The organism is Cryobacterium shii (assembly GCF_004402595.1).
Classification (GTDB): Bacteria; Actinomycetota; Actinomycetes; order Actinomycetales; family Microbacteriaceae; genus Cryobacterium; species Cryobacterium shii.
In genome coordinates, this window is record NZ_SOFY01000049.1 from 85885 (window position 1) to 110947 (window position 25063).

Genomic DNA, 25063 nt, shown 5'->3' on the forward strand with positions numbered 1-25063 from the left:
CATGGCCGCACTCAATCTGGGCAGTACCGATTCCCGAACGACCGTCACCGTCCTCGACGAGGGCTCCGACGAGGGCGCCCCCGCCGCGGGCACGAAACGCCGCGCCCGGTTCCATACCCTGACCGTGGCCGACGTGCGCCAGCTCACCCAGGACAGCGTCGAGGTGACCTTCGCGGTCCCCGAGGAGCTGCAGGGGGAGTTCGACTACGACCCCGGGCAGCACCTGGCCCTCCGCGCCACCATCGACGGCCGCGAGCTGCGCCGCAGCTACTCGATCTGCCGCCCCCGCGCGGTGGGATCGGTCAGCGTCGCCATCAAGCGCGACCTCGGCGGCGTCTTCTCCAGCTGGGCGAACACCGAACTGCGCGCCGGGGACCAGATCGACGTGATGAGTCCGCAGGGCACCTTCACCACCGCCCTGGACTCCCTCGACGACAAGCACATCGTCGGCATCGCCGCCGGCAGCGGCATCACGCCGCTGATGTCGCTCGCGCACACGGTGCTCGAACGCTCCGACAGCTCGCGCTTCACCCTCGTCTACACGAACCGCACCGCACTCGACGTGATGTTCCTCGACGAACTCGCCGACCTCAAGGACAAGTACCCGGCCCGGCTGGCACTGCACCACGTGCTCTCCCGCCAGACCCGGTCCTCGTCGCTGCTTTCCGGCCGGATCGACGAGGAGAAGCTGCGCCTGATGCTGGCCAACATCATCCGTCCCGCCGCGGTCGACGAGTGGTTCCTCTGCGGCCCGTTCGAGCTGGTGCAGCTGTGCCGGGACACCCTGGAGAGCGTGGACGTCGAGCCGAGCCACATCCGGTTCGAGTTGTTCACGACCGGGGAGCCGACGCACGCCGCCGGCGACACCGGGCGGCCGGTCATCGTCGGGATCGGCGACAAGACCTTCGAGATCGAGTTCACCCTCGACGGCGAGAGCGCCACGGTGACCACGCCGGTCAACGCGCACGAGAGCATCCTGAACGCCGCCCTGCGCGTGCGCCCCGACGTCCCGTTCGCCTGTGCCGGGGGAGTGTGCGGCACCTGCCGCGCCAAGCTCGTCAGCGGTGACGTCACGATGACCGAGAACTACGCCCTGGAGCCCGACGAGATCGCCCGCGGCTACGTGCTCACCTGCCAGTCGCACCCCACGACCGACAAGGTCGTCGTCGACTACGACGTATAGCGCCCGTTGGAGCGCCAGCAAAAGCGCGCGTTGAAGCGCTAATAAATAGGTACGGCGCGCAAGCGCAGAAAGCGGTTCCCGTGATCGATCTGACCATCACGGACGACGTTGCCTACGTCGTCCTGAACGCCCCGGACAAGTTGAACGCCCTCGACCAGGCGGCCCTGGCCGACCTCGAGGCCGCCTACGAGACCGCGGAGGCGGCGGGTGTGCGCGCCCTCGTGCTGCGCGGCGAGGGGCGGGCGTTCTGCGCCGGCCGCGACATCTCGGGCGTCGACCCGCGCGACGACGACGTGATGGGTTTCCTGGGGGGACTCGTCACCCCGCTGTTGCAGCGGATGAGCGCGTTCCCGGCCCCCACCTTCGCCGCCGCGCACGGGGCGTGCCTCGGCGTGGGCCTCGGGCTGCTGATCGCCACGGATGTCGTCTACGTCGCCGACACCGCGAAGATCGGGTCCCCGTTCGCGAACCTCGGCGCCACCCTCGACTCGGGCGGGCACGCCCTGTTCGTGGAGCGGCTCGGCGCGCATCGCACGCTCGACCTGATCTACTCAGGCCGCCTCATGTCGGGAGCGGAGGCCGTGGCCTCCGGCCTGTTCAGCCAGGTCTTCCCGGCCGACCAGGTCACGGATGCCACGGAGCGGGCCGCCGAGCGGGCCGCGCATGGTGCGACGCAGGCGTTCCTCGCCAGCAAGGAACTGGTGCGCGCCCTCCGGGACGATCGCCTCGGTCTCTGGCAGAGTGTCGCGGCGGAGAACCGGGCCCAGGCGGCGCTCTGCGACACCGCGGACTATCGCGAGGGCTTTGCCGCCTTCCAGCAGAAGCGCAAGCCCGTCTTCACCGGCCGCGACTGACCCCGCTCACCCCGCTCACCCCGCTCACCCCGCTCACCCCGCTCACCCCGCTCACCCCGCTCACCCTAACCGCCAGACCCGATGTCGTGTGAACCAATTCGACGGAGATTTTGCGTTAAAAAGGGTTTCCGGAGGTGTTCGGGGCAATTTTTGGCAAAATCTCCGTCGAATTCGTTAGTTGCCCGTGCCCGGCGGGCCTAAATGCCGGCCGCGTTCAGAGGCCGCGACTGACCGGATCATCCCCGCGCGTCCCGGCCACGCGCGTCCTACGCCGCTGCGCTGGTGGCACGCCATGCGCGAAGCGGCGCAGCACCCGCGTAGCCCCCCCCCCCCCCCCGCCTGACGACGGATGCCCCGGGCGAGAACAGAGGAGGGGTGCGCATCCGCAGATGCGCACCCCTCCTCCTTCGAGCTCGCGTGCGTTGCCGTAGTGGGCAGCCCGCGCTTCGCAACCGGCCCGCTACGCGGCCGCGCCGCCCAGGTACGCGTTGTGCACCTCGGGCAGTTCCACCAGTTCGGCCGGCGTCCCCGTGAGCGCCACCCGTCCTCGGTGCATGACGACCGCGCGATGCGCGATCTTGAACGAGGCGCGCACGTTCTGTTCCACGAGGAGCACCGCGAGCTGCTTCTCGACGCAGAGCCGGGAGAGCACCTCCATGATCTCGGCGACCACCTTCGGCGCCAGTCCGATCGACGGCTCGTCCAGCATGATCGCGGTCGGGTCGGCCATCAGGCCGCGCCCGATGGCCACCATCTGCTGCTCGCCGCCCGAGAGCGTACCGGCGGCCTGACCCATGCGGGTCCGCAGCCGGGGGAACAAATCGAGGATCGACTCGACGTCACCGTTGCCCTTCTTCGTCCAGGCGCCCAGCATCAGGTTGTCACGCACCGAGAGGGTGGGGAAGCAGAGCCGGTTCTCGGGCACGTGGGTCAGGCCGAAGCCCGCCATCTTCTCCGAGGGCTTGCCGGTGATCGTGCGGCCCTCGAGGGTCACGCTGCCCGCGGTGGGCCGGATCTGGCCGCTCACGGCCCGCAGCAGGGTCGTCTTGCCGGCCCCGTTCGAACCAACGACGGCCACGATTTCCCCGCGCGCCACCTCGAAGGAGACCTGGTGCAGCACCGCGAGCTTCCCATAGCCGGCGTCGAGGCCGGAAACGATTAGCGTCATGCGTGCTCCTCCAACTCGATCAGTTCCGCTTCGGCCTCATCGAGGTCCGTGCCCAGGTAGGCAACCACGACGGCCGGGTCGTTGCGAACCGACTCCGGGTCTCCGTGTGCGATGAGCACGCCGTCGTCGAGAACCGCGACGTGGTCAGCGAGGCTCATCACCTGCGCCACATCGTGCTCGACGAGCACGATCGTGAGCCCGGCGGCCCGCAACCGCCGCAGCAGCTCGGCCATCACGTCGCGTTCCGCGCCGGACAGGCCGGCCATCGGCTCGTCGAGCAGCAGCAGGGCCGGCTCGGCGGCCAGGGCCCGGCAGACCTCCATGATGCGCTGCTTGCCGAACGAGAGGTCCGAGGCCGAGTCGTCCGCGGCATCCGTCAGCCTCATCGACGCCAGGATCTCGTAGGACGCGGCGCGGTGGGCGCTCTGCTCGCTCGATTGCAGTCCCAGCATGCCGCGGAGCACGCCGGCGCTGCCCTTGCGATACCGGCCCATGTACACATTGCCGACGACATCCGTCGACGTGAACACCTGCAGGTTCTGGAACGTGCGGGTCAGCCCGTGCGCGGCGGCCACGTGCGGTTTGCGGCCGGAGATGACCTGACCGAGGAACGTGACCGTGCCGGAAGTCGGGGTCAGGGCACCGGAGATCATGTTGAAGCAGGTCGTCTTCCCGGCACCGTTGGGCCCGATCAGACCCAGGATGCTGCCGGCCGGCACAGAGAGGCTGACATCGTTGACAGCGACGACACCCCCGTAGCGCTTGGTGAGGCCGGAGATCACGAGGATCGGCTCGCCGGCCGCGACCGGAGTGCTGACCGCCGGGAGCTGCGGGATCGTCGTGTCGTCCTCAGCGGCGTGCGCATGCGCGTCGACGGGCGGGCGCTTCCCCCCGAACGGCAGCTTCTGCCACAGGGTGGTCGCGGCCTGGAAGAGGCCGCCGGGGAGCAGCAGGATCACCAGGATCAGCACGATGCCGTAGCCGAGCAGCTGCACCTCGCCGGTGGCGCCGGGGAAGATGGCCGGGATGATGTCGCGCATGCCCTCGCCGAGGAACTGAACGAGGAAGGCGCCGGCGACGGCGCCCCAGACCGATCCGAGGCCACCGATGACGACCATCAGCAGGATCGAGACCGACAGGTGGAATTCGGAGGTCGACGGGCTCACGATCGCGACCTGGTACGCGTAGAAGACGCCGCCGAGGCCGGCGAACCCGGCGGAGAGCACGAAGACCTTCAGCCGCAGGGCGTAGGTGTTGACGCCGAGGCTCTCGGCGGCGAGTTCGGAGTCGTTGACGGCCGAGAGGGCGCGACCGGCGCGGCTGCGGGTGAGGTTGAGGGCCAGGATCAGCCCGATCACCACGAACGGCGTCACGAACCAGAGGAAGAACCCGTTGTTGTCGATCGGGATCCCGAAGACCGTGGGCCGCGAGATGCCGTAGATGCCCGTGGTGCGTCCGGTGACGTCCCATTCGCGCACGCCGATCATCACGATGAAGCCCAGTCCCAGGGTCGCCAACGCGAGGTAGTGGCCGCGCAGGCGCATCAGCGGAAGGCCGACGAGCAGGGCGACCAGCATCGCGGCGAGGACGCCGATGGTGGCCGCGACCGGACCGGGCAGATCGAGCTTGGTCAGCAAGATCGCGTGCGTGTACGCACCGATCGCGAAGAACGCGGCCTGCCCGAGGCTGACCTGCCCGGCCAGGCCCATCAGCAGGTTGAGCCCGATGGCCGGCAGGGCGAAGATCATCGCGAACACGACGATGTTCATGACCGAGGAACTGGCCGTGAAGGGGACCACGATCATCAGAACGACGAGGACGCCGCAGCCGATGAGCATGCTCTTGTTGTTCATCCAGAAACGGGCTCCGGGGGAGCGCATCCCGGCGGGGACCGGTGTGGTTGCATGTGTCATTTCGCTACACCCTGACCGCTGTGGGCTTGAGAACGAGGCCCTGGGGACGGACGACGAGCACAAGGATGAGGATGAGGAAGGCGGCGCCGTCCCTCAGGCCGGATGCGACATAGCCGGCCACGTAGGCCTCGATCATGCCGAGCAGGAGTGCCCCGACGATCGCCGCACGGAAGGAGACGAATCCGCCGAGGACGGCGGCGACGAAGCCCTTGAGCCCGAGCAGCACGCCACCGGACCAGAGGGAGAGGTAGATCGGGGAGGCCACCACACCGGCGACCGCCCCGACGAATCCTGCAATCGCGAACGCCAGCACCGACGCGGCAACGGGGGAGATCCCCACGATGCGCGCCGCGACGGGCTGCTCCGCACACGCCCTCAACGCCTTGCCCCAGCGGGACTTCTCGTAGAAGAGCACGATTCCCCCGCCGACCACGACGAGGGCGCCGATCATCCAGAATTCCTGCGAACGGATGCTCACGCCACCGATCAGGATGTTGGTCCCCGGGAACAGGGGCACCCCCTTGGCCTCCGGACCCCAGGCCAGCAACATGATCGCCTGCAGCAGCGTGGAGACGCCGAGGGTCAGGATGATGGACGTGAGCGGAGTCAGCTTCTTCACCCTCGCGATGATCAGCCGTTCCATCGCGATGGCCACGAGGGTCACCGTGAGGATGGCGACCAGCACCCCGAGGAAGAGGGGCATGCCCGCCGCGACGAGCCAGGCGGAGCCCAGGCCGGCCAGCATCGCGAACTCGCCCTGGGCGATGTTGATGACGTGGCGCACGGTGTAGACGGCGATCAGCCCGACGGCGAGCAGGGCGTACACAGATCCCTGTGAAAGCCCTGCCACCGTCAGTTGCAGGAAATCAGTGAGCACAATCAGTCCTTGAGGAGGTTCCAGCGACCATCCTCGGCCTCAGCCAGGATGAGGGCGGAGGCGTCAAGGCCGGAGTGGTTCTTCGCGGTCATCTTGAAGACCCCCGAGATGCCGGTCCACTTGGCGGTCTCGAGCTCGGTGCGCAGGGCCTCGGGGTCGGTGCCGACCGCGTCGATCGCGTTCACGGCGATGTGCCAGGCGTCGAATGCGTGGCCGGCGAAACCGGAGGGCTGCTCGCTGTAGGCCTTGCTGTAGTCCGCCTTGAACTGGTCGATGACCGTGCTCTGGGGGTTGTCGGCAGCCAGCTGGTCGGCTACGAGCAGGCGGCCCATCGGGGCGATGACGCCGTTGGCGGCGTCACCGGCAGCGTCGAAGAACGCCTGGTTCGAGATGCCGTGCGAGTGGTAGACCGGCTTGTTCACGCCGAGCTGCACGTAGGCCTTCTGGGCCAGGCCGGCGGAGGGGTTGATGCCCCAGATGATGACGGCGTCCGCGTCCGAGCCGCGCACATTGGTCATCTGCGGGGTGAAGTCGGTGGCGCTCGGCTCGAAGGCCTCCGTCATGACGAGGGTGATGCCGCGCTCGGCGCCGAGCTTCGTGATGTAGTCCGCGACCCCTTCGCCGAATCCGGTGGCGTCGCGAACGAGGGCGAGCTTGGTGTAGCCCTTGGCCTTGGCGTCGTCGAGGATGCGCTCGATCACCACCACGTCGTTCTGCGCGGTCTTGAAGACCCACTGGGAGCCCTCGACGATGGCGATGTTGGCGGCGACGGAGATCATCGGGACCTTCGCGGCTTCGGCGATGGGGCGCATGGCCAGGCTGGGCCCGGTGCGTGAGGCGCCGATGATGAGGTCGACCTTGTCGCTCTCGATCAGCTTGCTGGTGGCCTTGGCCGCGCCGTCTTCGGTCGACTGGTTGTCGACGATCGTGAGCTCGACGTCGCGGCCGTCGATGCCGCCGTCGGCGTTGAGCTGCTTGGCCAGCATGGTGAGGGTGTTCTGCTCGGGGACGCCGAGGCTGGCGCCGACGCCGGTGACGTCGAGAACGGCGCCGATCTTGATCGGCCCTGCCTCCGCGGCGGGGTCGGCGTCAGCCGTTCCCCCGAGGTTCGAGGTGCTGCATCCGGCCAGCGCAAGGGCTGTGACGACGGCAATCGGCGCGATGAAACGCAGACGAGACTTCTTCATTGGAATCTCCTTCAGAGGAACAGATAATTAGTGACCGACCAGTCGTTCACTAATTCAGGTGTGGCCTGACAGTATCGTGGCGCCATCGTTCGGGGCAAGGGTCTCGGACGTACTCGTTGGTAACGAGTGGGTGACGTTCCGCGCCGTCAGGCCAGGGCGAGCATGCCGGCCGCCGCCAGTGCCAGCGCCAGGCCCAGCCACTGAACCGGGGCGATCCGTTCCCGGAGCACCACGGCGGCGAGCAGGATCGTGCCGGCCGGATACATGGCCGTCAATACGCTCATCACGCTCAGATCACCGGCACGGATGCCCAGCAGCAGCAGGAAATTGGCGACCACATCGACCACGCCGCAGGCGGCCGCGAGGCGCAGGCCTATGAACAGGGTCGACCGGCGGTGGGACGTGGCGTCGGCATTCGTCTGGGTGTCGGCACTGGCATTCGCGATCGCGTCGGCTCCCGCCTCGCCGGTCGTCGCCGGCAGGGTCCCGGCGACCGTGAGCGCGCGGCGCCGGCGCAGCGCGACCAGGGCAAGCAGCCCGACGACGGCGAACATGATCGACCCGTTCACCGCGCGGTTCAGCACCAGTGGAACGAGTCCGCTGTCCTCGGGAGTCAGGTCGATCATGATCATGAAGGCGCCGATCATGGCTCCCGAACCCAGTGCCATCAGCACGCCGATCAGGCTCGGCCGCACTGCGCCGCGCTCCGGCACGAAGCCAACGAGCACAACCGCGAGCAGGGCGAGACCCAGCGCCCAGTAGCCGATCGGAGCCAGCCGGTCGCCGCCCGCGAGCCCCACGGTCGCCGGCACCACCGCCGACACCACGGCGGTGAGGGGGGAGAGGATGCTCATCGGCCCGATCGCGAGGCAGGCGTAGAGCAGGGAGATGGCGATGGCGCCGCTGACTCCGGACGCCGCGCCCCAGAGCACGGCCTCGGCCGACCAGGCTCCGCCCACGAACGGCAGGAAGAGCAGCAGGGCGACCAGCCCCGAGGTCGCCGCGACCGCCGTCGCCAGCACCGAACTGATGCGCTTGGCGGCCAGGCCGCCCAGGAAGTCGGCGCTGCCGAAAATGAGCGCGCCGGTCAGGCCCAGAACAGCGGTAAGCATAGAACCAGAGCCTACCGATCGGAGGCCCATGCCGCCGCCCGCGGCGGCTTAGGCTCGAGTAATGCGAAGAAACAAGGTTCAGCGCCGATCTGTCCGAGTGCTCCTGGGTGCCGGCCTGGTCGCGGCGGCGCTGGGCTGGTCGGCCTCCCCGGCGCTCGCGCACAACGATGCGGTCGAGTACTCGCCGGCGGAGGGCGCGGTCGTCACCGAGCAGCCCGGGATGTTCCGGGTGACGACGAACGACGAGTTGGTCGACCTGGGCGAGGGTTCCGGTCGCGCCATGGCGATCAGCGGTCCGGCGGACGCGACCACGCCGCTGTACTACGGCGACGGCTGCGTCACGCTGGCCGGTCCCAGCATCGAGACCACGGCCCAGCTCGGGCAGCCGGGCGAATACACCGTCACCTGGCAGGCGGTGTCGGCCGACGGGCATCCGGTGTCCGAGGAGTATTCGTTCACCTGGCAGCCGGCCGAGGGGCAGGCCCTGGCGGCCGGGTCTGCGGCGGTGCCGACCTGCGGCCAGGCCGCCGGGTCGACGGATGCCACAGCCGCTCCGGCCGAGCCCGGGGGCACCGTTCCCGACGCCGCCTGGATCTCCGCCGCTGCCGCCGCAGTGGTCCTCGCCGGGGCCGTCGCCCTCTTCGCGATCCGCCGCCGCACCCGGCGCACACCATGATCGCCCGCGCAGCCCGAATAGCACGTCACTCCTGTCGGCTCCTGGGCGGCCGTGTCGGAGGTCGCAGGTAGAGTTACCGGGTGAGTTGGAACGCCGAAATACCGTGGGATCCTGACGAGTTCGAACCACCCGACGAGTTCGACGCACCCCCGCCACCCGACGGCTATTCCGGCGGCGCGACCGCGTGGGAGTCCGCCCCGGCAGGCCTGGGCGGCGCCGGCCCGGCCCCCCAGCGTCCGGCGGTCGCCCCGCCGCGCCGCGCCTCCGCGAAATTCGGGACCGCCGCCGAGGCGCTGCACACCGTCTTCGGCTACGACTCCTTCCGCGGCGAGCAGGCCGCGATCATCGACCAGTTGATCGGCGGCGGTGACGCGGTCGTGCTGATGCCCACCGGCGGCGGCAAGAGCCTCTGCTACCAGATCCCCTCCCTGGTGCGCGAGGGAACCGGCATCGTCATCTCGCCGTTGATCGCGCTGATGCAGGACCAGGTCGACGCGCTGACCGCGGTCGGCGTGCGCGCCGCATTCCTCAATTCCAGCCAGGATGCCGCCGCCCGCGGCCAGGTCGAACGCGATTACCTCGCCGGCAACCTCGACCTGCTCTACGTCGCCCCCGAGCGGCTCTCCTCCGAAGCCACGAAACGCTTCCTCGACCGCGGCACCATCGCCTTGTTCGCCATCGACGAGGCACACTGTGTCTCCCAGTGGGGGCACGACTTCCGTCCCGACTACCTGGCCCTGTCCGAGCTCGCCGACCGCTGGCCCGACGTACCCCGCATCGCCCTCACCGCCACGGCCACCGACGCCACCCACAAAGAGATCACCACCCGCCTGCAGCTGGGTGAGGCCCGCCACTTCGTCGCCAGCTTCGACCGGCCGAACATCCAGTACCGCATCGTCGGCAAGGCCGAGCCGCGCAAGCAGCTGCTCGCCTTCATCAAGGCCGAGCACCCCACGGATGCCGGCATCGTCTACGCCCTCAGCCGCAAGACCGTCGAGGCGACCGCCGACTTCCTGCGGCAGAACGGTCTCAACGCCCTGCCGTACCACGCGGGCCTGGACCAGGGCCTGCGCGCCCGCACCCAGTCCCGGTTCCTCCGCGAAGACGGCGTGATCATCGTCGCCACCATCGCGTTCGGGATGGGAATCGACAAGCCGGATGTGCGCTTCGTCGCCCACATCGACCTGCCCAAGTCGGTCGAGGGTTACTACCAGGAGACCGGCCGCGCCGGCCGCGACGGCCTGCCCTCCACCGGTTGGCTCGCCTACGGCCTGCAGGACGTCGTGCAGCAGCGCCGCATGATCGACGAGTCGCCCGGAGACCTCGGGCACCGCCGCAAACTCTCCGCGCACCTCGACGCGATGCTCGCGCTCTGCGAGACCGTGAGCTGCCGCCGGGTGAACCTGTTGCGCTACTTCGGCCAGTCCAGCGAACCCTGCGGCAACTGCGACACCTGCCTCGAGCCCCCCGTCGGCTGGGACGGCACCGTCCCCGCCCAGAAACTGCTCTCCACCGTGGTGCGCCTGCTCCGGGAGCGCAACCAGCGCTTCGGCGCCGGCCAGCTGATCGACATCCTGCGCGGCAAGGTCACCCCGCGCACCACCCAGCACAGCCACGACCAGCTGGCCACCTGGGGGATCGGCGCCGACCTCAGCGACCAGCAGTGGCGCGGCGTCGTGCGGCAGTTGCTGGCCCAGGGCTTCCTGGCCACCTCCGGCGAATACGGCACCCTGGTGCTCACGGATGCCGCGGCCGAGGTTCTCGCGGGCCGCCGCACCGTGGAGCTCCGTACCGAGCCCGAACGCGCCGCCCGCCCGGCCGCCGGCGTGCGCAAGGGTGCGGCGAAGGCGGCCGCGGCCGATCTCAGCCCGGAACAGGGCACGCTGTTCGAGGCGCTGCGGGTCTGGCGCTCCGCCCAGTCCAAGGAGCAGGGCGTGCCCGCGTACATCGTCTTCGGCGACGCCACCCTGCTCGCAATCGCTGCGACCCGGCCGGTCTCCCTGGCCGACCTGGACGGCATCTCCGGCGTGGGCGCCAAGAAGCTGGAAGCATACGGTTCGGCCATCCTCGAGGTCGTCGCGGCCGGCGCCTGACCCGCGTCGCCGCTGCACCGATCCCGGTCCTGCCGTGAACCGGCGAAATGGCGCCGGACCGAGTAGAACATGAGTCATGGACTGGACCGAGTACTTCGACACGCAGACCGGCCGGCCGCCGCGGTCGGTGCTGCTGCGCACCCTGGGCCTGCGCGGCGACTCGGGGCCGGGCACCGCGGTCGACCTGGGCTGCGGTGAGGGCACCGAGACCCGGCACCTGCTCGCCGCCGGCTGGCGCGTGCACGCGTTCGACGCCGACCCGGGCGCCGAGGCGCGGGTGCGGGGTGCCCTGGACCGCCCCCGGGCCGAGCGCCTGACCTTCCATTCGGCGCGGTTCGAGGACTTCCCCGCGCTTCCCGCCGCCGATCTCGTCTATGCGGGTTTCTCCCTGCCCTTCTGCGACCCGAAAGCGTTCCCCGGGCTCTGGACGGGCATCCGCGGAGCCCTGAACCCGGGCGCCTGGTTCGCCGGCGAGTTCTTCGGCCCCCACGACGCCTGGGCCGGTCGCGCCGACATGAACTTCCACGACCGGGAAGGGGTCGATGCCCTGCTGGCCGGCCTGGACCTCGTCGACGTGATCGAAGACGACCGCCCCGGCCAGTCCGCGTTCGGTCCCCGGCACTGGCACGTCTTCCACGTCATCGCCCGCGCCTGACCCTGCCCCCACGCCCAGCCCGGCTCTAACCAATTCGACGGAGATTTTGAGTTAAAACCACGTTTTCGGCCATTTCTGGGTTCGTTTCGGCAAAATCTCCGTCGAATTGGTTCGGGCGGGAGGGCGCCGGAGGGGAGCCCTAACCCGCCCCGTTTGTGGGTATGGGTGAAGCCAGGCCGGTAAGCATTGTGGGGAAGCTACAAGACGGATGCCGCGCCGAGCATGCTTTGTTGTAGCCCCGTCACGCACTATTTCCCCCGCTTGCACGAGCGACCTAACGTATAAGAAAATTTCGAGTTCGCGCGAAGACGAAGGACCAATGATGGTTGACACTGCCCAGCGCTCCAGCAACAAGACCCCCGCCCGCCCCACGGGAACCCCTGCCGTGACCCCCGGCGTCGACACCGGCCCGGTGCTGATCGCCGGCCAGTCCGGCGCTCCCACGATTGACCTGGAGTCGCTGAACCGGCGGCTCCTCGGCACCTGGGCGGACGTGCGCCTGAAGGCCCGCGAGCTCACCGCCCGCCCCGACCTGCAGCGGATCGAAGGCCAATCCATGGCCGAGCACCGTGCGCGCGTGCTGGGTCAGCTCAAAATCCTCGCCGAGAACGGACACGTGCACCGCGCGTTCCCGGCCCACCTCGGCGGCGCCGACGACCACGGCGGCAACATCGCCGGGTTCGAGGAGCTGGTCACGGCCGACCCGAGCCTGCAGATCAAGGCGGGCGTGCAGTGGGGACTGTTCGGGGCTGCGGTGCTGCACCTCGGCACCGGGAAGCACCACGACGCCTACCTGCCGGGCATCATGACGCTGGAGGTGCCCGGCGTGTTCGCGATGACCGAGACCGGCCACGGCTCCGACGTCGCCGCCATCGGCACGACGGCCACCTACGACCCGGCCACGCAGGAGTTCGTCATCGACACCCCGTTCCGCGCGGCGTGGAAGGACTACCTCGGCAACGCCGCCAAGGACGGCATCGCCGCTGTGCTCTTCGCCCAGCTGATCACCGACGGCGTCAACCACGGCGTGCACGCCTTCTGGGTCCCGATCCGCGACGAATCCGGGACGTTCCTGCCCGGCATCGGCGGCGAGGACGACGGTCTCAAGGGCGGCCTGAACGGCATCGACAACGGCCGGCTCCACTTCGACGGGGTGCGCATCCCGCGCGAGAACCTGCTCAACCGCTATGGCGACGTCGCGGAGGACGGCACCTACAGCAGCCCGATCGCCAGCCCCGGCCGCCGCTTCTTCACCATGCTCGGCACCCTCGTGCAGGGCCGCGTCTCGCTCGACGGAGCCGCCACCCAGGCGTCGGCGATGGCCCTGACGATCGCCATCACCTACGGCAGCCAGCGGCGCCAGTTCACGGCCGGCAGCGACACCGACGAAGAGGTCATCCTCGACTACCAGCGCCACCAGCGCCGGCTGCTGCCGCGCCTGGCCACCACCTACGCGCACACCTTCGCCCACGACGAGTTCCTGGTCAAATTCGACCAGGTCTTCAGCGGCACGGCGAGCACGGATGCCGACATCCAGGACCTGGAAACCCTCGCCGCCGCGCTGAAGCCCCTGTCGACCTGGCACGCGCTGGACACCCTGCAGGAGGCCCGCGAGGCCTGCGGCGGGGCCGGCTTCCTGGCCGAGAACCGGCTGGTCGGGCTGCGGGCCGACCTGGACGTGTACGCCACCTTCGAGGGTGACAACAACGTCCTGCTCCAGCTCGTCGCCAAGCGCCTGCTCACCGACTACAGCCGCAGGTTCGCCTCGGCCGGCCCCGGCGTCCTCGCCCGCTACGTCGTGCAGCAGGCTGCGGGCCGCGCCTATCACGGCTCCGGTCTCCGCAGCCTCGCCCAGGTGCTCACCGACTTCGGGTCGACGGCCCGCTCCGTCGGCCACCTCCGGGATGCCGAGGTGCAGCGCGAGCTGCTCACCGACCGGGTCGAGACCATGATCGCGGAGATCGCGGGCAAGCTCCGCCCGGCCGGCAGGCTGCCCGCGAAAGAAGCCGCGGCCCTGTTCAACGCCAACCAGGACCAGCTGATCGAGGCGGCCCGCTCCCACGGGGAGCTGCTGCAGTGGGAGGCCTTCACCCGGGCGGTGGAGACCACTGAGGATGCCGGCACGAAGCAGGTCCTGACCTGGCTGCGCGACCTCTTCGGTCTCGGGCTGCTCGAGAAGCACCTGGCCTGGTACCTGATCAACGGGCGCCTTTCGGCGCGGCGCGCACAGTCGGTGACGTCCTACATCGACCGCATCATCGTGCGACTGCGCCCGCACGCCGTCGACCTGGTCGACGCGTTCGGCTACAGCCCGGAGCACCTCCGGTCCGCGATCGCGAGCGGCGCGGAGCAGGAGCGCCAGGACGAGGCCCGCGACTACTACCGCGGCCAGCGTGCCTCCGGGCAGGCCCCCGTCCCCGAGAAGTCGCACAAGCCCCAGAAGCCCGCCCAGTCCCCGAAGGCCGGCTAGCAGTCCCCGTTCCGGTCGAGAGTGCCCGTTCCGCGGGTCACTCTCGACCGGAACGGGAACCCTCGCCCCGTAGGCTCGGGGGATGCGTACCTTTTATCCCGAGATCGAACCCTACGAAACCGGACTCCTCGAGGTCGGTGACGGGCAGACCATCTACTGGGAGGCATCCGGCAACCCCGACGGAAAGCCGGCCGTGTACCTGCACGGGGGACCGGGCGGCGGGTCGAGCCCCAAGCAGCGCCGCGTCTTCGACCCCGAGAAGTACCGCATCATCCTCTTCGACCAGCGCGGCTGCGGCCAGAGCACGCCGCACGCGAGCGCAGCGGATGCCGACCTCAGCACGAACACGACCTGGCACCTCGTCGCCGACCTCGAGAAACTGCGCGAGCACCTCGGCATCGAGCGCTGGCTCGTCTGCGGCGGCTCCTGGGGCAGCACCCTCAGCCTCGCCTACGCGGAGACGCATCCCGAACGCGTCACCGAACTCGTCCTCCGCGGCATCTTCACGCTCCGTCCGGTGGAGCTCGACTGGTTCTACGAGGGCGGCGCCGCGGCGATCTACCCCGACCTGTGGGAAAGCTTCATCGCCCCGGTCCCGGTGGAGGAGCGCGGCCACCTGATCCAGGCCTACCGGCGCCTGCTGCACGACCCGGACCAGTTCGTGCGCGAACGGGCCGGGATCGCCTGGTCCACCTGGGAATCGTCGACGATCACCCTGCTGCAGCAGCCCGACACGATCGCGCACTTCACCGAACCGGCCTTCGCCGTGGCCTTCGCCCGGATCGAGAACCACTACTTCACCAACTCCGGCTGGTTCGAACCGAACCAGCTCATCCGCGACGCCGACCGTCTGAGGGACATCCCCGGCGTGATCGTGCAGGGCCGCTACGACATGTGCACCCCCGCGTTCACCGCCTGGGACCTGCACCAGAACTGGCCCGAAGCCGACTTCCGGCTGATCCCGGATGCCGGTCACTCCTTCGACGAACCCGGAAACCTGGACGCCATCATCGAGGCAACCGACCGGTTCGCAGGGTAACTTCTTCCCATGACTTTCAACGACAACGCGAACATCGGCGGCGGCCGGGTCAGCAAGCGAGGCCGGAAGACAGGCGTCGCCGTGGGCGGCGGCGGGCTGGGCGTGCTCGCCCTGTTCCTGCTCTCCCAGTTCCTCGGCGTCGACCTGACCGGGCTCGCCGGGGGCGGCCAGTCGGCCGTCGAGCCCGGCAGCGTCTCGAACCTCGCCGAGTGCACGACCGGCGCGCAGGCCAACGCCGACGTGGGATGCCGGATGAAGGGTGCCGCGGCATCCCTCGACACCTACTGGACGGAGGAACTGCCCCTGCTCGGCGTCGCCTACCAGCAGCCGCAGCCGGTCGGGCTGTTCACCGACAGCACGGACAGCGGCTGTGGCGCCGCATCGAGCGCCACCGGCCCGTTCTACTGCCCGCCCGACGCGACCATTTACATCGATACCGCGTTCTTCGACGATCTCCGCACCCGGTTCGGCTCGTCGGGCGGCCCGCTGGCCGAAATGTATGTCGTGGCGCACGAATGGGGCCACCACATCCAGAACCTGGAGGGAACCCTCCAGAAGTCCCAGGACGGGCAGACCGGGGCCGCTTCCAACGCGGTGCGGGTGGAATTGCAGGCCGACTGTTATGCCGGCGCGTGGGCCGGAGCGGCCTCCGAGACCCGGGACGCCGGCGGGGTGCCCTTCCTGAAACCGATCACGGAGGCGCAGATCCAGGATGCGCTCAGCGCGGCATCCGCCGTCGGAGACGACCGCATCCAGGCGGCCACTTCGGGGCAGGTGAACCCGGAGGCTTGGACCCACGGCTCCAGCGCCCAGCGCCAGCGGTGGTTCCAGACCGGCTTCGGCGGCGGCGCCGCCAGCTGCGACACGTTCGCCCCGGCCGACGCGGAGCTGTGACTGCCGCTTCGCCGGCCGGCGCGGGCCGGCCGGCGAAGCGGCAGTCGTTTCAGCTGCACTGGGCTCACTGACCCACTGCCGACAGCTCGAAGCTGTGGCTGGGGGTCGACTTGTAGTTGGAATGCACCTCCACCGCGATGACGTTGGCGCCGGTTCTGAGTGCCGACCCGGGAACGCTGACTGTCACCGGGTTGGCGACCGCGGTGGATGCGGATACCGCCACGGTGGCGTAGGTCGTGGACGTCACGGCGCCGGCGTTGATGTTCTTGCGCAGAACTTCCACTCCGTTGACGTAGGCGACGATGCCGTCGTCAGCGCGCGTGGTGAGCGTCATCGTTGCCACCTTCGTCGCATCGGCCACATCGAATGACTTGCGGTAGTACGACGTGAGCGGCTTGGGATCGGGGGACGTGAGAGTCGTGCCCAGGAGTGCCTGGCCCCAACCGAGCGGCGCCGCACCGGTCGACCACGTGGAGGAGTCGTATTCCGGCGCTTGCCACCCGGCCGGAGGCGCCGTTGCGCCGAACGAGTAGGCCCAGGTCGCACCGGTGTTGACGAATGTCGTCGTCACCGGCTGAGGCTCCGGAGCGGGCGCTGCGGCGACCACGGTGGCCGGTGTGCTGGCGGACCAGTTACCGGCGCTGTCGGCGGCCCGCACGAAGTACTTCGTTCCGACGGCCGCTGCGGGCAGTGTCACGGTGAGCGAGCCTGTCGTCGCAACCACTCGGTCGTCACGGAGCACCTGGTACGACAGCCCGGCGCGGTTGTCGGTGGAACCGCTCCACTTCAGCACATCATTCGCACCCGAGGGCGTTACCGAGAGCCCGGACGGGGCACTGGGAGCCTGCGTGTCATTCTGCGCGAAGCGGACGAAACCGCCTGACCACTGCTTGGCGAAGTTGGACTTCACCGACGCCTCGTAGTCACCGCCGAACCAGGTGACGCCCGTCGAATCGTTGAACAGCGCCCACGCGCCGGCACCGTTTCGCTGGCTGACCATCGGGCTGAACGTCGAGATGGGCTTGCCGGTGACGTTGTCCCACGCACCCGCGCTGCTGATCTTCGTGGCCCGGGTCCAGCCCGTGCCCACCGACGGCCACCGTCGGGCGCCGGCGTAATTCGTGTAGAAGCAGTGGCATCCGCCGTAGACCGTTGTCCCGTCACTGGAGATGGCCTGGAAGTCACCACCCGACTTGCCGACGTTGGTGCTCGTCTCGGTCATGCCCGTTCGGTCGTAGCTGTACAGCATGTGCTCTGACCCGCCGATCCAGACCTTGTCGCCGACTTCCTTGACCGCCTGCTGGTAGTTGGCGGTGCTGGAGAAGTCGATGGTCCAGGGGACGACCGACGCGTCTGCCGCGTTCAGCGCGGCGCCCTTGACGGCCGCGGTCGTCTTCGAGGCGGTGAAGTACCCCGCGAAATAGACCCGGTCTTTCTTCGGAGACGCATCGAGCGCCATCACCGTGCCGTTGAACTCGGGGTTCCAGGTGCGGTCGGGGGTTCCGTCCGTGACGGAAACCCGGCCCGCCGCTCGAATGTAGACCGGACTCGTGGCCGAGCCGCCGGTCATATGGGTGAATGTCCCACCGACGTACAGCAAGTTGTCCTGCACGTCCAGGGCACGAACAATCGGCACCCCGCCGCTGAGGTTGTTGATCAGCGTCGTGGTGAAGGTGGTGCTCGTGGCGCCCGTCGCGGGATCCAGGACGACCAGGCCGGCGCGAGCCGCTCCGTTGACCTGCGTGAAATAACCGCCGGCCGCGATCCGCCCGTCCGGCAGCACGGCCAGTGCTTTGACCTGCTTGTCGAACGTCGGACGGAATGACGAAATGAACTCGCCGGTCTTCACGTCGAACGCTGCGAGATAGGGCTGTGCAACCTGGCTGGCACCTGCCGACGTCTTCTGCACCGTGAGGAAGTTACCGCCGACGTATACGACGCCGTTGCCTTCAGCGAAGGCAGACACTTCGTTGCTGCCTTCCACCGAGTTGGGGCCGGCGCCCAGTCCACTGACTCCCCACACCGTCGGTTTGGCGAAGCTTTCGGCGGAGCCCGCCTTCTGGTACTTGGCCGTCCCTGCATCGGGGATGGCGCTGTAGATGGCGCTGCTCAGCAGCTGGGGGCGAAGATAGACCTGTGTGAAGGGTCGGGGGTTTCCGGCGGTGGCGCTCGGGGCCCAGAGATAGCTGGCGGCATCGCTCGACCCGCGGGCGGCCGTCCCGAACCCGAACCCGGGCTGCCAGCCCTGATTGGCTCCGGTCACGGTTTCAATTCGATTCAGGGCGGTGCCCGATCCGAAGGCGCTGGTTTGGCCGCCGGTGCCGGAGAGGGTGCCGATCCGCCAGGACGCGACTCGCTGTTCGTTGTTGAACATCCACGACCACTCATCGCGTGGCGAGGAAAACGTGAAGGTGCTCTCCTGCCACGTTGTTCCGGCGATGTCGGCGGCGCGCCGCAGACGGATGCCGTCCGGCAGAGATTTCACGGACTGTCCGTTCAGGAGCGCTCCGATCACCACGCTGGAGAGCTGCTTCGGGGCGAACGCCGCCTGGCCGGTTATCGTGCTGCGAACCTCGGCGGCGGCCCCCTGGCCTTCATCGGACTCGGACCATCCGCTCCTGCCCCGTCCGACCAGTACCCAACCGCCACCGGTGGTGTCCTGATCACAGTAGAACTGTCCGGCGGACCCGAGTAGTGGTGTGTTCAACCAGTACACGCCGCTGGGCGCAGCGGGTGTGACCTGCTTGATCTCCCAGCAGGACGCTGCTGCCGTGGCTTCGGAGAGGCCGTCGGGTGATGCTGGCGCCGCACTGGCACCCACAGGTACCAACACCGAGGCGAGAATGACGCCGGCTGCCGCCAGGACCCCGAGGCGTCCGGTCGTCGAACGGCCGTTCCGCCGTGGGTTGCGCGCGATGTGATTGCTCATCGTCCCGGCTTTCGGGTCGCGGGGGCGGGGCAGGGTCGGGGTGATTTTCACGGTGATGATCTCCTGTAGTTCGGGTTACAGGCGGACGATGGTCACAGCAGCCGATCGTCCTCGCCGCGTCAACAAGCAAACGTGAGAGAAAATCAGCAATGTGCGCAGCATAGCCCGATTGCAATTTGGTAAAAGCCCCCCCCCGTTCGAGTGGCAAATGGGGGGCGGTGACGGCGATCCGGAGTGGTCTAGGCGTTGCGGGCTCTGTGCGACGTTCTGCCTCCGGCGGGGCCGGCACCGTTGGCGGTGCGCAGATTGATGTACTTACGACGCATAGAAATCACGGTGTGCAGAAGGTTCACGGCGAACATCGCGGTATACGCGATGACGAAAATTGGCGGGAGTCCCCACAGGAGAAACATCCAGCAGAAGGCTCCCGTGTCGGTCGGCAACAGCAGAAAAGACCGTGTTGGGCCCGCCTCGGGGGTTGGCGTCGAGTGCGGTTTGGATAATTGTTCGGCGAGGATCTGGCTCATGAATTCGACCACGCTCACCAGGCAATAGCCCAGCACCACTGCGAGAACCCAGGACGGCTGACCCTGGATCGAGAATCCGACCAGCACTGCGAGGTGAATCGCCGGAGTTCGCCACGCGTCCACCACATGGTCCAGCCACTCTCCGGCCGGGCTGCCCGTGTGCTGCAGGCGGGCAACCTGGCCATCCGCGGAATCAAGCAGATAACCCGTCGCGAGCAGGATCGCCACGAGGACGCCCACCCATGGTCGGGGATCGCCGGTAACCAGGAGCGCGATCGCCGCGAGCGAGAAGGTCGCGCTGAGTGCCGTGACGGCGTTCGGAGTCCAGTGCATGGCAAAGGCTGCCGCAGCCGCATAGCGGCCGAGGCGCCGGTTCACCCAGCGCGTGTAGGCAGGCACGCCGATGCCCGGTTTCTGGGCGGCGTTCAGTCCGGTGAGCGCTTCGCGATACCGGTGCGTCCGCTCCTGGTTGGGGCCGAACCAGACCGAGCCGTGCCTCCGCTTCGCTGCTGCGGCGGAAGCCGCCCCGCCGGCTCCGGGATAATCGACAGGGCTCGGGGTCACCGCCGCTGATTCGAAGCCAGGATTGGGTTTCACGAGACCCGTGAGCCCCGTGGCCACGGCCCGGCGGCTGGAAAGCAAGGGACGAATCGGCTTCCGGTTGGGCGACACGGGGACTCCTTTGACTTTAATCGGTGCCCATTCGGCACGGTAGTGAGTGGAACCAACTCGATCAGCAGGCGAAGTCGTCCGGAAACGACCGGGCGACGACTTTCCAGGCGCCGGAGATGTACTGCAACGTATAGAGGTTCAAAGCTCGCTGCGTGCCGGGAGTGCCGACCGGCTCACCGTCGGCGTCGAGCGTTCGAACCTTGCTGGAGTCGACGCAGGCCTGGGCGACGACGGTGGCGGGATCGGCCGCTGGGTCTGACCGCACGATCGTCAGGGCCTCGATGGTGGCGGCGCCCTCACGTTTCCAGCCATTCGTTTCCAGCTCCTGCGTGTCGTTCTGGGCTTCGGCGAGGATGGCCCCGGACGCCGCCGCGGTCAGGTCGTCGGTGGCGCCCGAACCTGTCGGGTCCACCGCGACGGAGGCCTTTAGGAACTTCTCCACCGCCGCGGTGGCTTGTTCGGGTGGCAAGGGCTCTGGGGCGCCGGGCTTGGTGGCTGGCCCGGGTGCTTCGGCGGGAGCGGGGCCGGGTTCTGGGGCCGCGGGCGCGGGGGTGCTGCCGGGCGTGTTGGTTCCACGCGGTGAAGCGGATTCGCTCGAAAGGCGTGTGCCGCCCGCGGGTGTGTTCGCTTCGGACTGGACCGGCCAGGAGAAATAGGCGGCCGCGGTCAGCGCGACGACGGCAACAGCGGCCGCGCCCAGCATCCTTTTTGCCCGCCGTCGACGTCGCGTGGGAATGTCCTGATCTTTCACAAGTGGTCTCCTGTGTCGGGTTCACATACGCGCAGGTTCACGCAGGGAGATAAATGAAACATGCTCGAAATTTCTCTTAAGATAGCCCGACTTCTCAAATCGCCGAGCCCCTTGCGTTGTGACGTTCCTTTCGTCAGGCGCGGGTGAACCGAACGAGGTCGGTGAGGTGCAGTCGCTTCCGGTCGAGTGCGCACCACACGAGAAAGAGGGCTGCGCCGATCGCCAGGGTCAATACCAAGGCGAGCATCGTCTCTCCCAGTGTCTGGAGCAGTATGAGCGCGGGGATGCCGAAGGTCGCGATGGGGATCACTAGGGCGTAAGCGATCGTCGGCGCCCAGATTCTGATGCCGATGAAATGGCGCACCTCGGCGGCCGCGAGCATGGCGTCGATCAGCATGCTCAACGCCCACGAGATCGCGGCGCCGTTGATGCCGATCAGGGGGACGAGGATCACGTTGCCGAGAACGTTGATGACCAGGACGACCGCCTTGTTGAAGGCAGCCCAACCGCTGCGCCCACTCATCAGCAGAACCGAATGAATGTTGCCGGCGGTGAATGTCAGGACGGCGCCGACACAGAGGATCACGAGCACCCCTGCTCCCGCCTCGAAGCCCGGTCCCAGCAGGCGGAGCACGACCGGTGCGAACGCGGCTAGCACCACGTAGATGGGGGTGCTGATCAGGACGAGCCAAATGGCGGCGGTTCGATACAAATGCTCGATATCGGCGAACTTCTTCGCGAACAACAGTGCGCTGAATCGGGTCGAGACCACGATCCGCAGCGCCGTGTCGACGATGAACCCCGCCGCCACGAGACGGCTGGCGCCGCCGTAGACGCCGGCGGAGGCTGAACCGGCGAGGAATCCGACGATGAGTATGCCCAGCCAGAGGATCGACTGCTCCAACCCGGCGGACAGGACGCGGGGGAGCGCGTACATCACCACGCTCGTTCGGAGCGCCGGCTGGACGCGCCAGACGCCCCGCAGGCCGGCGGCTCTTTCGTGGCGCCTCACTTGGAAGCCGAGTACGACGAGGGCCGCGACGAGGGCGATGACCACCGGTGCCGCCCAGGCCACCGTCACGGCGACCAGTGACCCTCCGGCGATCGCCACCAGCCAGACACCACCGGTACGAAGGCTGGGCATGGCGATGCTTCCCACGCTGACGTAGGGCAGAACCCCACCCAGACCCCTGGTCGCGGCCAGCGCCACGAGCATCAAAGCTCCCGCCGGCAGGAACCAGCCGGCGGCAGCGATCGCCTGGGCCACATCGGCGGCATGACGGTCACCCGACAGGGCGAACGTCGGCGCGAGGGCGATCATCCCGATCGCGCAGACGATGCCGCACGCTGCCGTGACCAGGAACATCATGGCGAGGGTGCCCCGGATCTTCGACGGATCGTTGGCGCTGAGGCGCGGCATGATCCACACGGCCACCGAGTCCATCCCCGCCCGCGCGAGGCTCAACACAATGGTGAAGACAGCTATCGCTTGCAGGATCACCCCGGACCCGGTATCACCCAGGACACGGGCCAGGACCACAGTCAGGACAAATCCCATGAAGGCGCTCGTCGCCGCACCCAGGAAACCCGCCGCGCCTTCGCGCGCCAGTTTCCCAGAGCTGTTGTCGATGACTCCTACTTTTACTTCGGTCACGGGAGGATGACCCGTGTCCGCCTGCGCAGGAGTTGCCGCGCGAGCCGCAGGATGAAAGCCGGGTTGCCGATCAGATAGCGGGAGGCAAGCCGCCGAGGCTCGAGCATCAGGCGCCACAGCCATTCCAGGCCCGAGGAGAGCATCCACCGTGGCGCACGCCGGTTATCGCCACTGGCCCAGTCGAAAAGCCCCCCGCAGGTCAAGATCACGTGAGCGTTGAGCTGGTGCCGGTGCGCCTCGATCCAGTACTGCTGCATCGGGTCACCCAAGCCCACGAACAGGAGGTCCGGCTTGAACGCGTTGATCTCGTCGATGACCTGCAACACCTCGCCGGGCGCCGTGTAGCCGTCGCGACCGTCGATGACCAGTCCGGGATTGGCTTCGCGGAGTCGGGCAGCTGCGCGGGCGGCGACGCCCGGCTTGCTGCCGTAGAGAAAAATGCGCTTGCCCCGCTCCGCCGCGACCGCCGCGAGCGGGTTGATCAGATCGGTGGTCGCGATTCGCTCGGGAAGCCCAGCGCCCAGGAGCCTGGATGCCCAGACAATCGATTGACCGTCGGGGTACCGTAGGTCCGCCCCCCGCAGCACCTTGCGGAAGCCCCTGTCTGTGGCCGCCAGGTTGCACACCGCAGCGTTGACGCCGACTGCCACCCGGGTGCCCCGGACAGCGGTCCACTGAATGATGGTTTCCACGATCTCGGCACCGGTGAGCCGGCTCACCGGCACATTGATCACCCGCACGTTGTCCATTCGAATGGTGGTCATGGTTTTGCCGCCGGGAGCAGGGAGTCGGAGTCGGCGTCGGCGTCGGTGTGGGTGTCGACGTCGACGGAATCGGCCATGGGGGCGGCGCGCCCGTCTACCGCAGGGTCCTCGACCTGAGTGCGCACGATTCGGTCGTGCGGCACAAGGACGGTGCCCAGGAAGGTGATGGCCAGCCGTGACGCTTCGTCGAGGATCTGTTCCGCGTCATCGGCCCGGGTCCGATGCTTGACCGCGATGAGGACGAGGGCATCTGACAGCCGCAGGGCGGCCAGGGCGCTCGACTGGGATGCGCTGCGCCCGATCACGACAAAATGCAGCTCTCCTGCACGCCGTGGCGCGAGGGCCGGTGCGCCACCCGAGGGGAATGAAACCGTCAGCTGACGCGCGAGTCCACTCTGGTGGATTTCGCCGTCGTCTTTGACTATCGGGTCGGTCAGGTCGAGGCTGGTGCGCAGCATCCGTTTGAGGCCGGGGGACGCGTTGGGCAGGATAAGAGTGCTCGGCACGCCTGACGCTGCCGTCACCAGGGCGAGGTTCACCGGGATGTCGAAGAACAACTCGGCGGGAGTGTCGTCGACGAACGCGATGACCTGGGCATCGTGCGGCAGGTCTGCGAAGATGCGTTCGCGCGCCGTCCGAAGCTGCTCGAGCGTGGCCTCGTCCTGAGGAATCGACGCCACGACGGAATTGACGTCGGCAAGGACCGGGGCATCCGTTGCCCGGCGAACCTCGTTAGCGTTGCGCATCCGGTGGTCGAACCGATTCACCAGGAATGCGATCACGACGCCGACCACGCCGCCGGCCAGGAGGCCGATGAGTAGCCACTGCACCAGGCTCGGCGCAACCACCTCGTTGCGGGCGGCCTCCGAAATCACCTCTCCACCCTCGGTGTCGACCTGCTCGAGCGCCCCTTTCTGCCCCAGCAAGGCGTTGAGCTCGATGGTCACGAGGTCACGGTCGCTCGTTGCCTGATTGGCCGCGAGAGTCCCGGCTTCGGCTCCACTGATGCGTGAGTTGGCATCAGTCAGCTGGGTGCCCAGGGTGGTGCGGCGAGCTTCAACCCCTTGCAGGATGGTATCGAGCTTGGATTGGGCACGGGAGGTCCGATAGGCCAGGTACGACTGTGCAACGGCATCCGCGCCCACCCTGGCTTGCTCGCTCGTCGGCGCGGCATAGTTGATATGCACGATGGACGCGCCGCTTGTCGAATCAACCTCCAGGTTGCGCCGCACCTCGTCCGGCGTCACACCGGACCCCATCTTCTTCGCGGCAGCGAGTGCCACGGTGTACGAGGTGGCAATCTGTGTTTCGGTCGTGCCGTCGAGCAGATTCGATGCTTGTTTGGACGTGTCGAACGGGTCTGTCGAAATGATGCGGAGGTTGACGACGGCCGTCGCCTTCACGGGCGGGGGGTACGCGGCGAATAGCACCAGGGCCGCCAGCCCGCCGAGCACGACCCCGGCGAGGACGACGAGCCACTGGCGGCGAAGGACGAACCAGTAGTAACCCAGTCCCACGGTTGCAGCATCTGACTGTTGCGACATACTCCACACCCAACTCTGGCCGAATGGGGGCCAACTGGCCCGACTGCAGGCATAGTAATGTGATCTACACAAAAAAGTGATGGGCCCTCAGTTTTGTGCCT

Annotated in this window: 19 protein-coding genes; 8 read left to right on the top strand and 11 right to left on the bottom strand. The window is 68.2% G+C overall.

Annotation, left to right across the window (positions count from 1 at the left end; translation table 11 throughout):
* Position 1 precedes the first annotated feature (1 nt).
* Both paaE and E3O49_RS09465 read left to right on the top strand, forming a co-directional pair.
* Positions 2 to 1183: a 1,2-phenylacetyl-CoA epoxidase subunit PaaE gene (gene paaE, locus E3O49_RS09460; protein ID WP_134367858.1), complete on the top strand. Its 1182-nt coding sequence runs from the start codon at positions 2 to 4 to the stop codon at positions 1181 to 1183.
* Positions 1184 to 1263: 80 nt separating this feature from the next.
* Positions 1264 to 2037 carry an enoyl-CoA hydratase/isomerase family protein gene (locus E3O49_RS09465; protein WP_134367860.1) on the top strand — a complete coding sequence of 258 codons (774 nt, stop codon included), beginning with the start codon at positions 1264 to 1266 and terminating at the stop codon, positions 2035 to 2037.
* Positions 2038 to 2497: 460 nt separating this feature from the next.
* On the opposite strand, the gene E3O49_RS09470 is transcribed toward E3O49_RS09465, so the two are convergent.
* The 5 genes from E3O49_RS09470 to E3O49_RS09490 form a co-directional block, all read right to left on the bottom strand.
* Positions 2498 to 3205, bottom strand: coding sequence for an ABC transporter ATP-binding protein (locus tag E3O49_RS09470; protein ID WP_134367862.1), 708 nt, complete (start codon positions 3203 to 3205; stop codon positions 2498 to 2500).
* A complete protein-coding gene (locus tag E3O49_RS09475; protein WP_134367864.1) occupies positions 3202 to 5118 on the bottom strand; it encodes a branched-chain amino acid ABC transporter ATP-binding protein/permease in 1917 nt (638 codons plus the stop codon). Before E3O49_RS09475 ends, E3O49_RS09470 begins: the two co-directional genes overlap by 4 nt.
* Positions 5119 to 5122: 4 nt before the next feature.
* Positions 5123 to 5995, bottom strand: a complete 873-nt coding sequence (locus tag E3O49_RS09480; protein ID WP_160141074.1) for a branched-chain amino acid ABC transporter permease — start codon at positions 5993 to 5995, stop codon at positions 5123 to 5125.
* A 2-nt stretch (positions 5996 to 5997) separates the two neighbouring features.
* Positions 5998 to 7182, bottom strand: a complete 1185-nt coding sequence (locus E3O49_RS09485; protein WP_134404738.1) for an ABC transporter substrate-binding protein — start codon at positions 7180 to 7182, stop codon at positions 5998 to 6000.
* Between the two features lie 146 nt (positions 7183 to 7328).
* A complete protein-coding gene (locus E3O49_RS09490; protein ID WP_134367869.1) occupies positions 7329 to 8294 on the bottom strand; it encodes an EamA family transporter in 966 nt (321 codons plus the stop codon).
* 61 nt (positions 8295 to 8355) lie between these two features.
* Between E3O49_RS09490 and E3O49_RS09495 the strand changes: the two genes are divergently transcribed.
* The 6 genes from E3O49_RS09495 to ypfJ all read left to right on the top strand — a co-directional run bounded on the left by E3O49_RS09495 (position 8356) and on the right by ypfJ (position 16121).
* Positions 8356 to 8970: a copper resistance CopC family protein gene (locus tag E3O49_RS09495; RefSeq protein WP_134367871.1), complete on the top strand. Its 615-nt coding sequence runs from the start codon at positions 8356 to 8358 to the stop codon at positions 8968 to 8970.
* 80 nt (positions 8971 to 9050) lie between these two features.
* On the top strand, positions 9051 to 11063 hold the full coding sequence (gene recQ / locus E3O49_RS09500; RefSeq protein ID WP_134403082.1) for a DNA helicase RecQ: 2013 nt from the start codon (positions 9051 to 9053) through the stop codon (positions 11061 to 11063).
* Positions 11064 to 11139: 76 nt separating this feature from the next.
* Positions 11140 to 11718, top strand: a complete 579-nt coding sequence (locus E3O49_RS09505) for a class I SAM-dependent methyltransferase (protein WP_134367875.1) — start codon at positions 11140 to 11142, stop codon at positions 11716 to 11718.
* A gap of 322 nt (positions 11719 to 12040) precedes the next feature.
* Positions 12041 to 14188 (top strand): acyl-CoA dehydrogenase family protein, encoded by a 2148-nt coding sequence (locus E3O49_RS09510; RefSeq protein ID WP_134367910.1) that lies wholly within the window; start codon positions 12041 to 12043, stop codon positions 14186 to 14188.
* An 82-nt stretch (positions 14189 to 14270) separates the two neighbouring features.
* Complete coding sequence (gene pip, locus E3O49_RS09515; RefSeq protein ID WP_134367877.1) at positions 14271 to 15227, top strand: prolyl aminopeptidase; 957 nt, start codon at positions 14271 to 14273, stop codon at positions 15225 to 15227.
* A 9-nt stretch (positions 15228 to 15236) separates the two neighbouring features.
* Positions 15237 to 16121, top strand: coding sequence for a KPN_02809 family neutral zinc metallopeptidase (gene ypfJ / locus E3O49_RS09520; RefSeq protein ID WP_134367879.1), 885 nt, complete (start codon positions 15237 to 15239; stop codon positions 16119 to 16121).
* A 64-nt stretch (positions 16122 to 16185) separates the two neighbouring features.
* Here ypfJ and E3O49_RS09525 read toward each other — a convergent pair whose 3' ends face one another.
* The 6 genes from E3O49_RS09525 to E3O49_RS09550 form a co-directional block, all read right to left on the bottom strand.
* Positions 16186 to 19101 carry a fibrinogen-like YCDxxxxGGGW domain-containing protein gene (locus tag E3O49_RS09525; protein ID WP_134451420.1) on the bottom strand — a complete coding sequence of 972 codons (2916 nt, stop codon included), beginning with the start codon at positions 19099 to 19101 and terminating at the stop codon, positions 16186 to 16188.
* A gap of 188 nt (positions 19102 to 19289) precedes the next feature.
* Complete coding sequence (locus E3O49_RS09530) at positions 19290 to 20249, bottom strand: CDP-alcohol phosphatidyltransferase family protein (RefSeq protein WP_241976101.1); 960 nt, start codon at positions 20247 to 20249, stop codon at positions 19290 to 19292.
* 61 nt (positions 20250 to 20310) lie between these two features.
* A complete protein-coding gene (locus E3O49_RS09535) occupies positions 20311 to 20952 on the bottom strand; it encodes a hypothetical protein (RefSeq protein WP_134404732.1) in 642 nt (213 codons plus the stop codon).
* 181 nt (positions 20953 to 21133) lie between these two features.
* The gene (locus E3O49_RS09540; protein ID WP_160141075.1) at positions 21134 to 22558 is read right to left on the bottom strand and encodes an MATE family efflux transporter; all 1425 of its coding nucleotides are present in this window, start codon (positions 22556 to 22558) and stop codon (positions 21134 to 21136) included.
* A gap of 92 nt (positions 22559 to 22650) precedes the next feature.
* A complete protein-coding gene (locus E3O49_RS09545; RefSeq protein ID WP_160141076.1) occupies positions 22651 to 23403 on the bottom strand; it encodes a WecB/TagA/CpsF family glycosyltransferase in 753 nt (250 codons plus the stop codon).
* A gap of 11 nt (positions 23404 to 23414) precedes the next feature.
* The gene (locus E3O49_RS09550; RefSeq protein ID WP_134404730.1) at positions 23415 to 24962 is read right to left on the bottom strand and encodes a YveK family protein; all 1548 of its coding nucleotides are present in this window, start codon (positions 24960 to 24962) and stop codon (positions 23415 to 23417) included.
* Between the last annotated feature and the right edge of the window lie 101 nt (positions 24963 to 25063).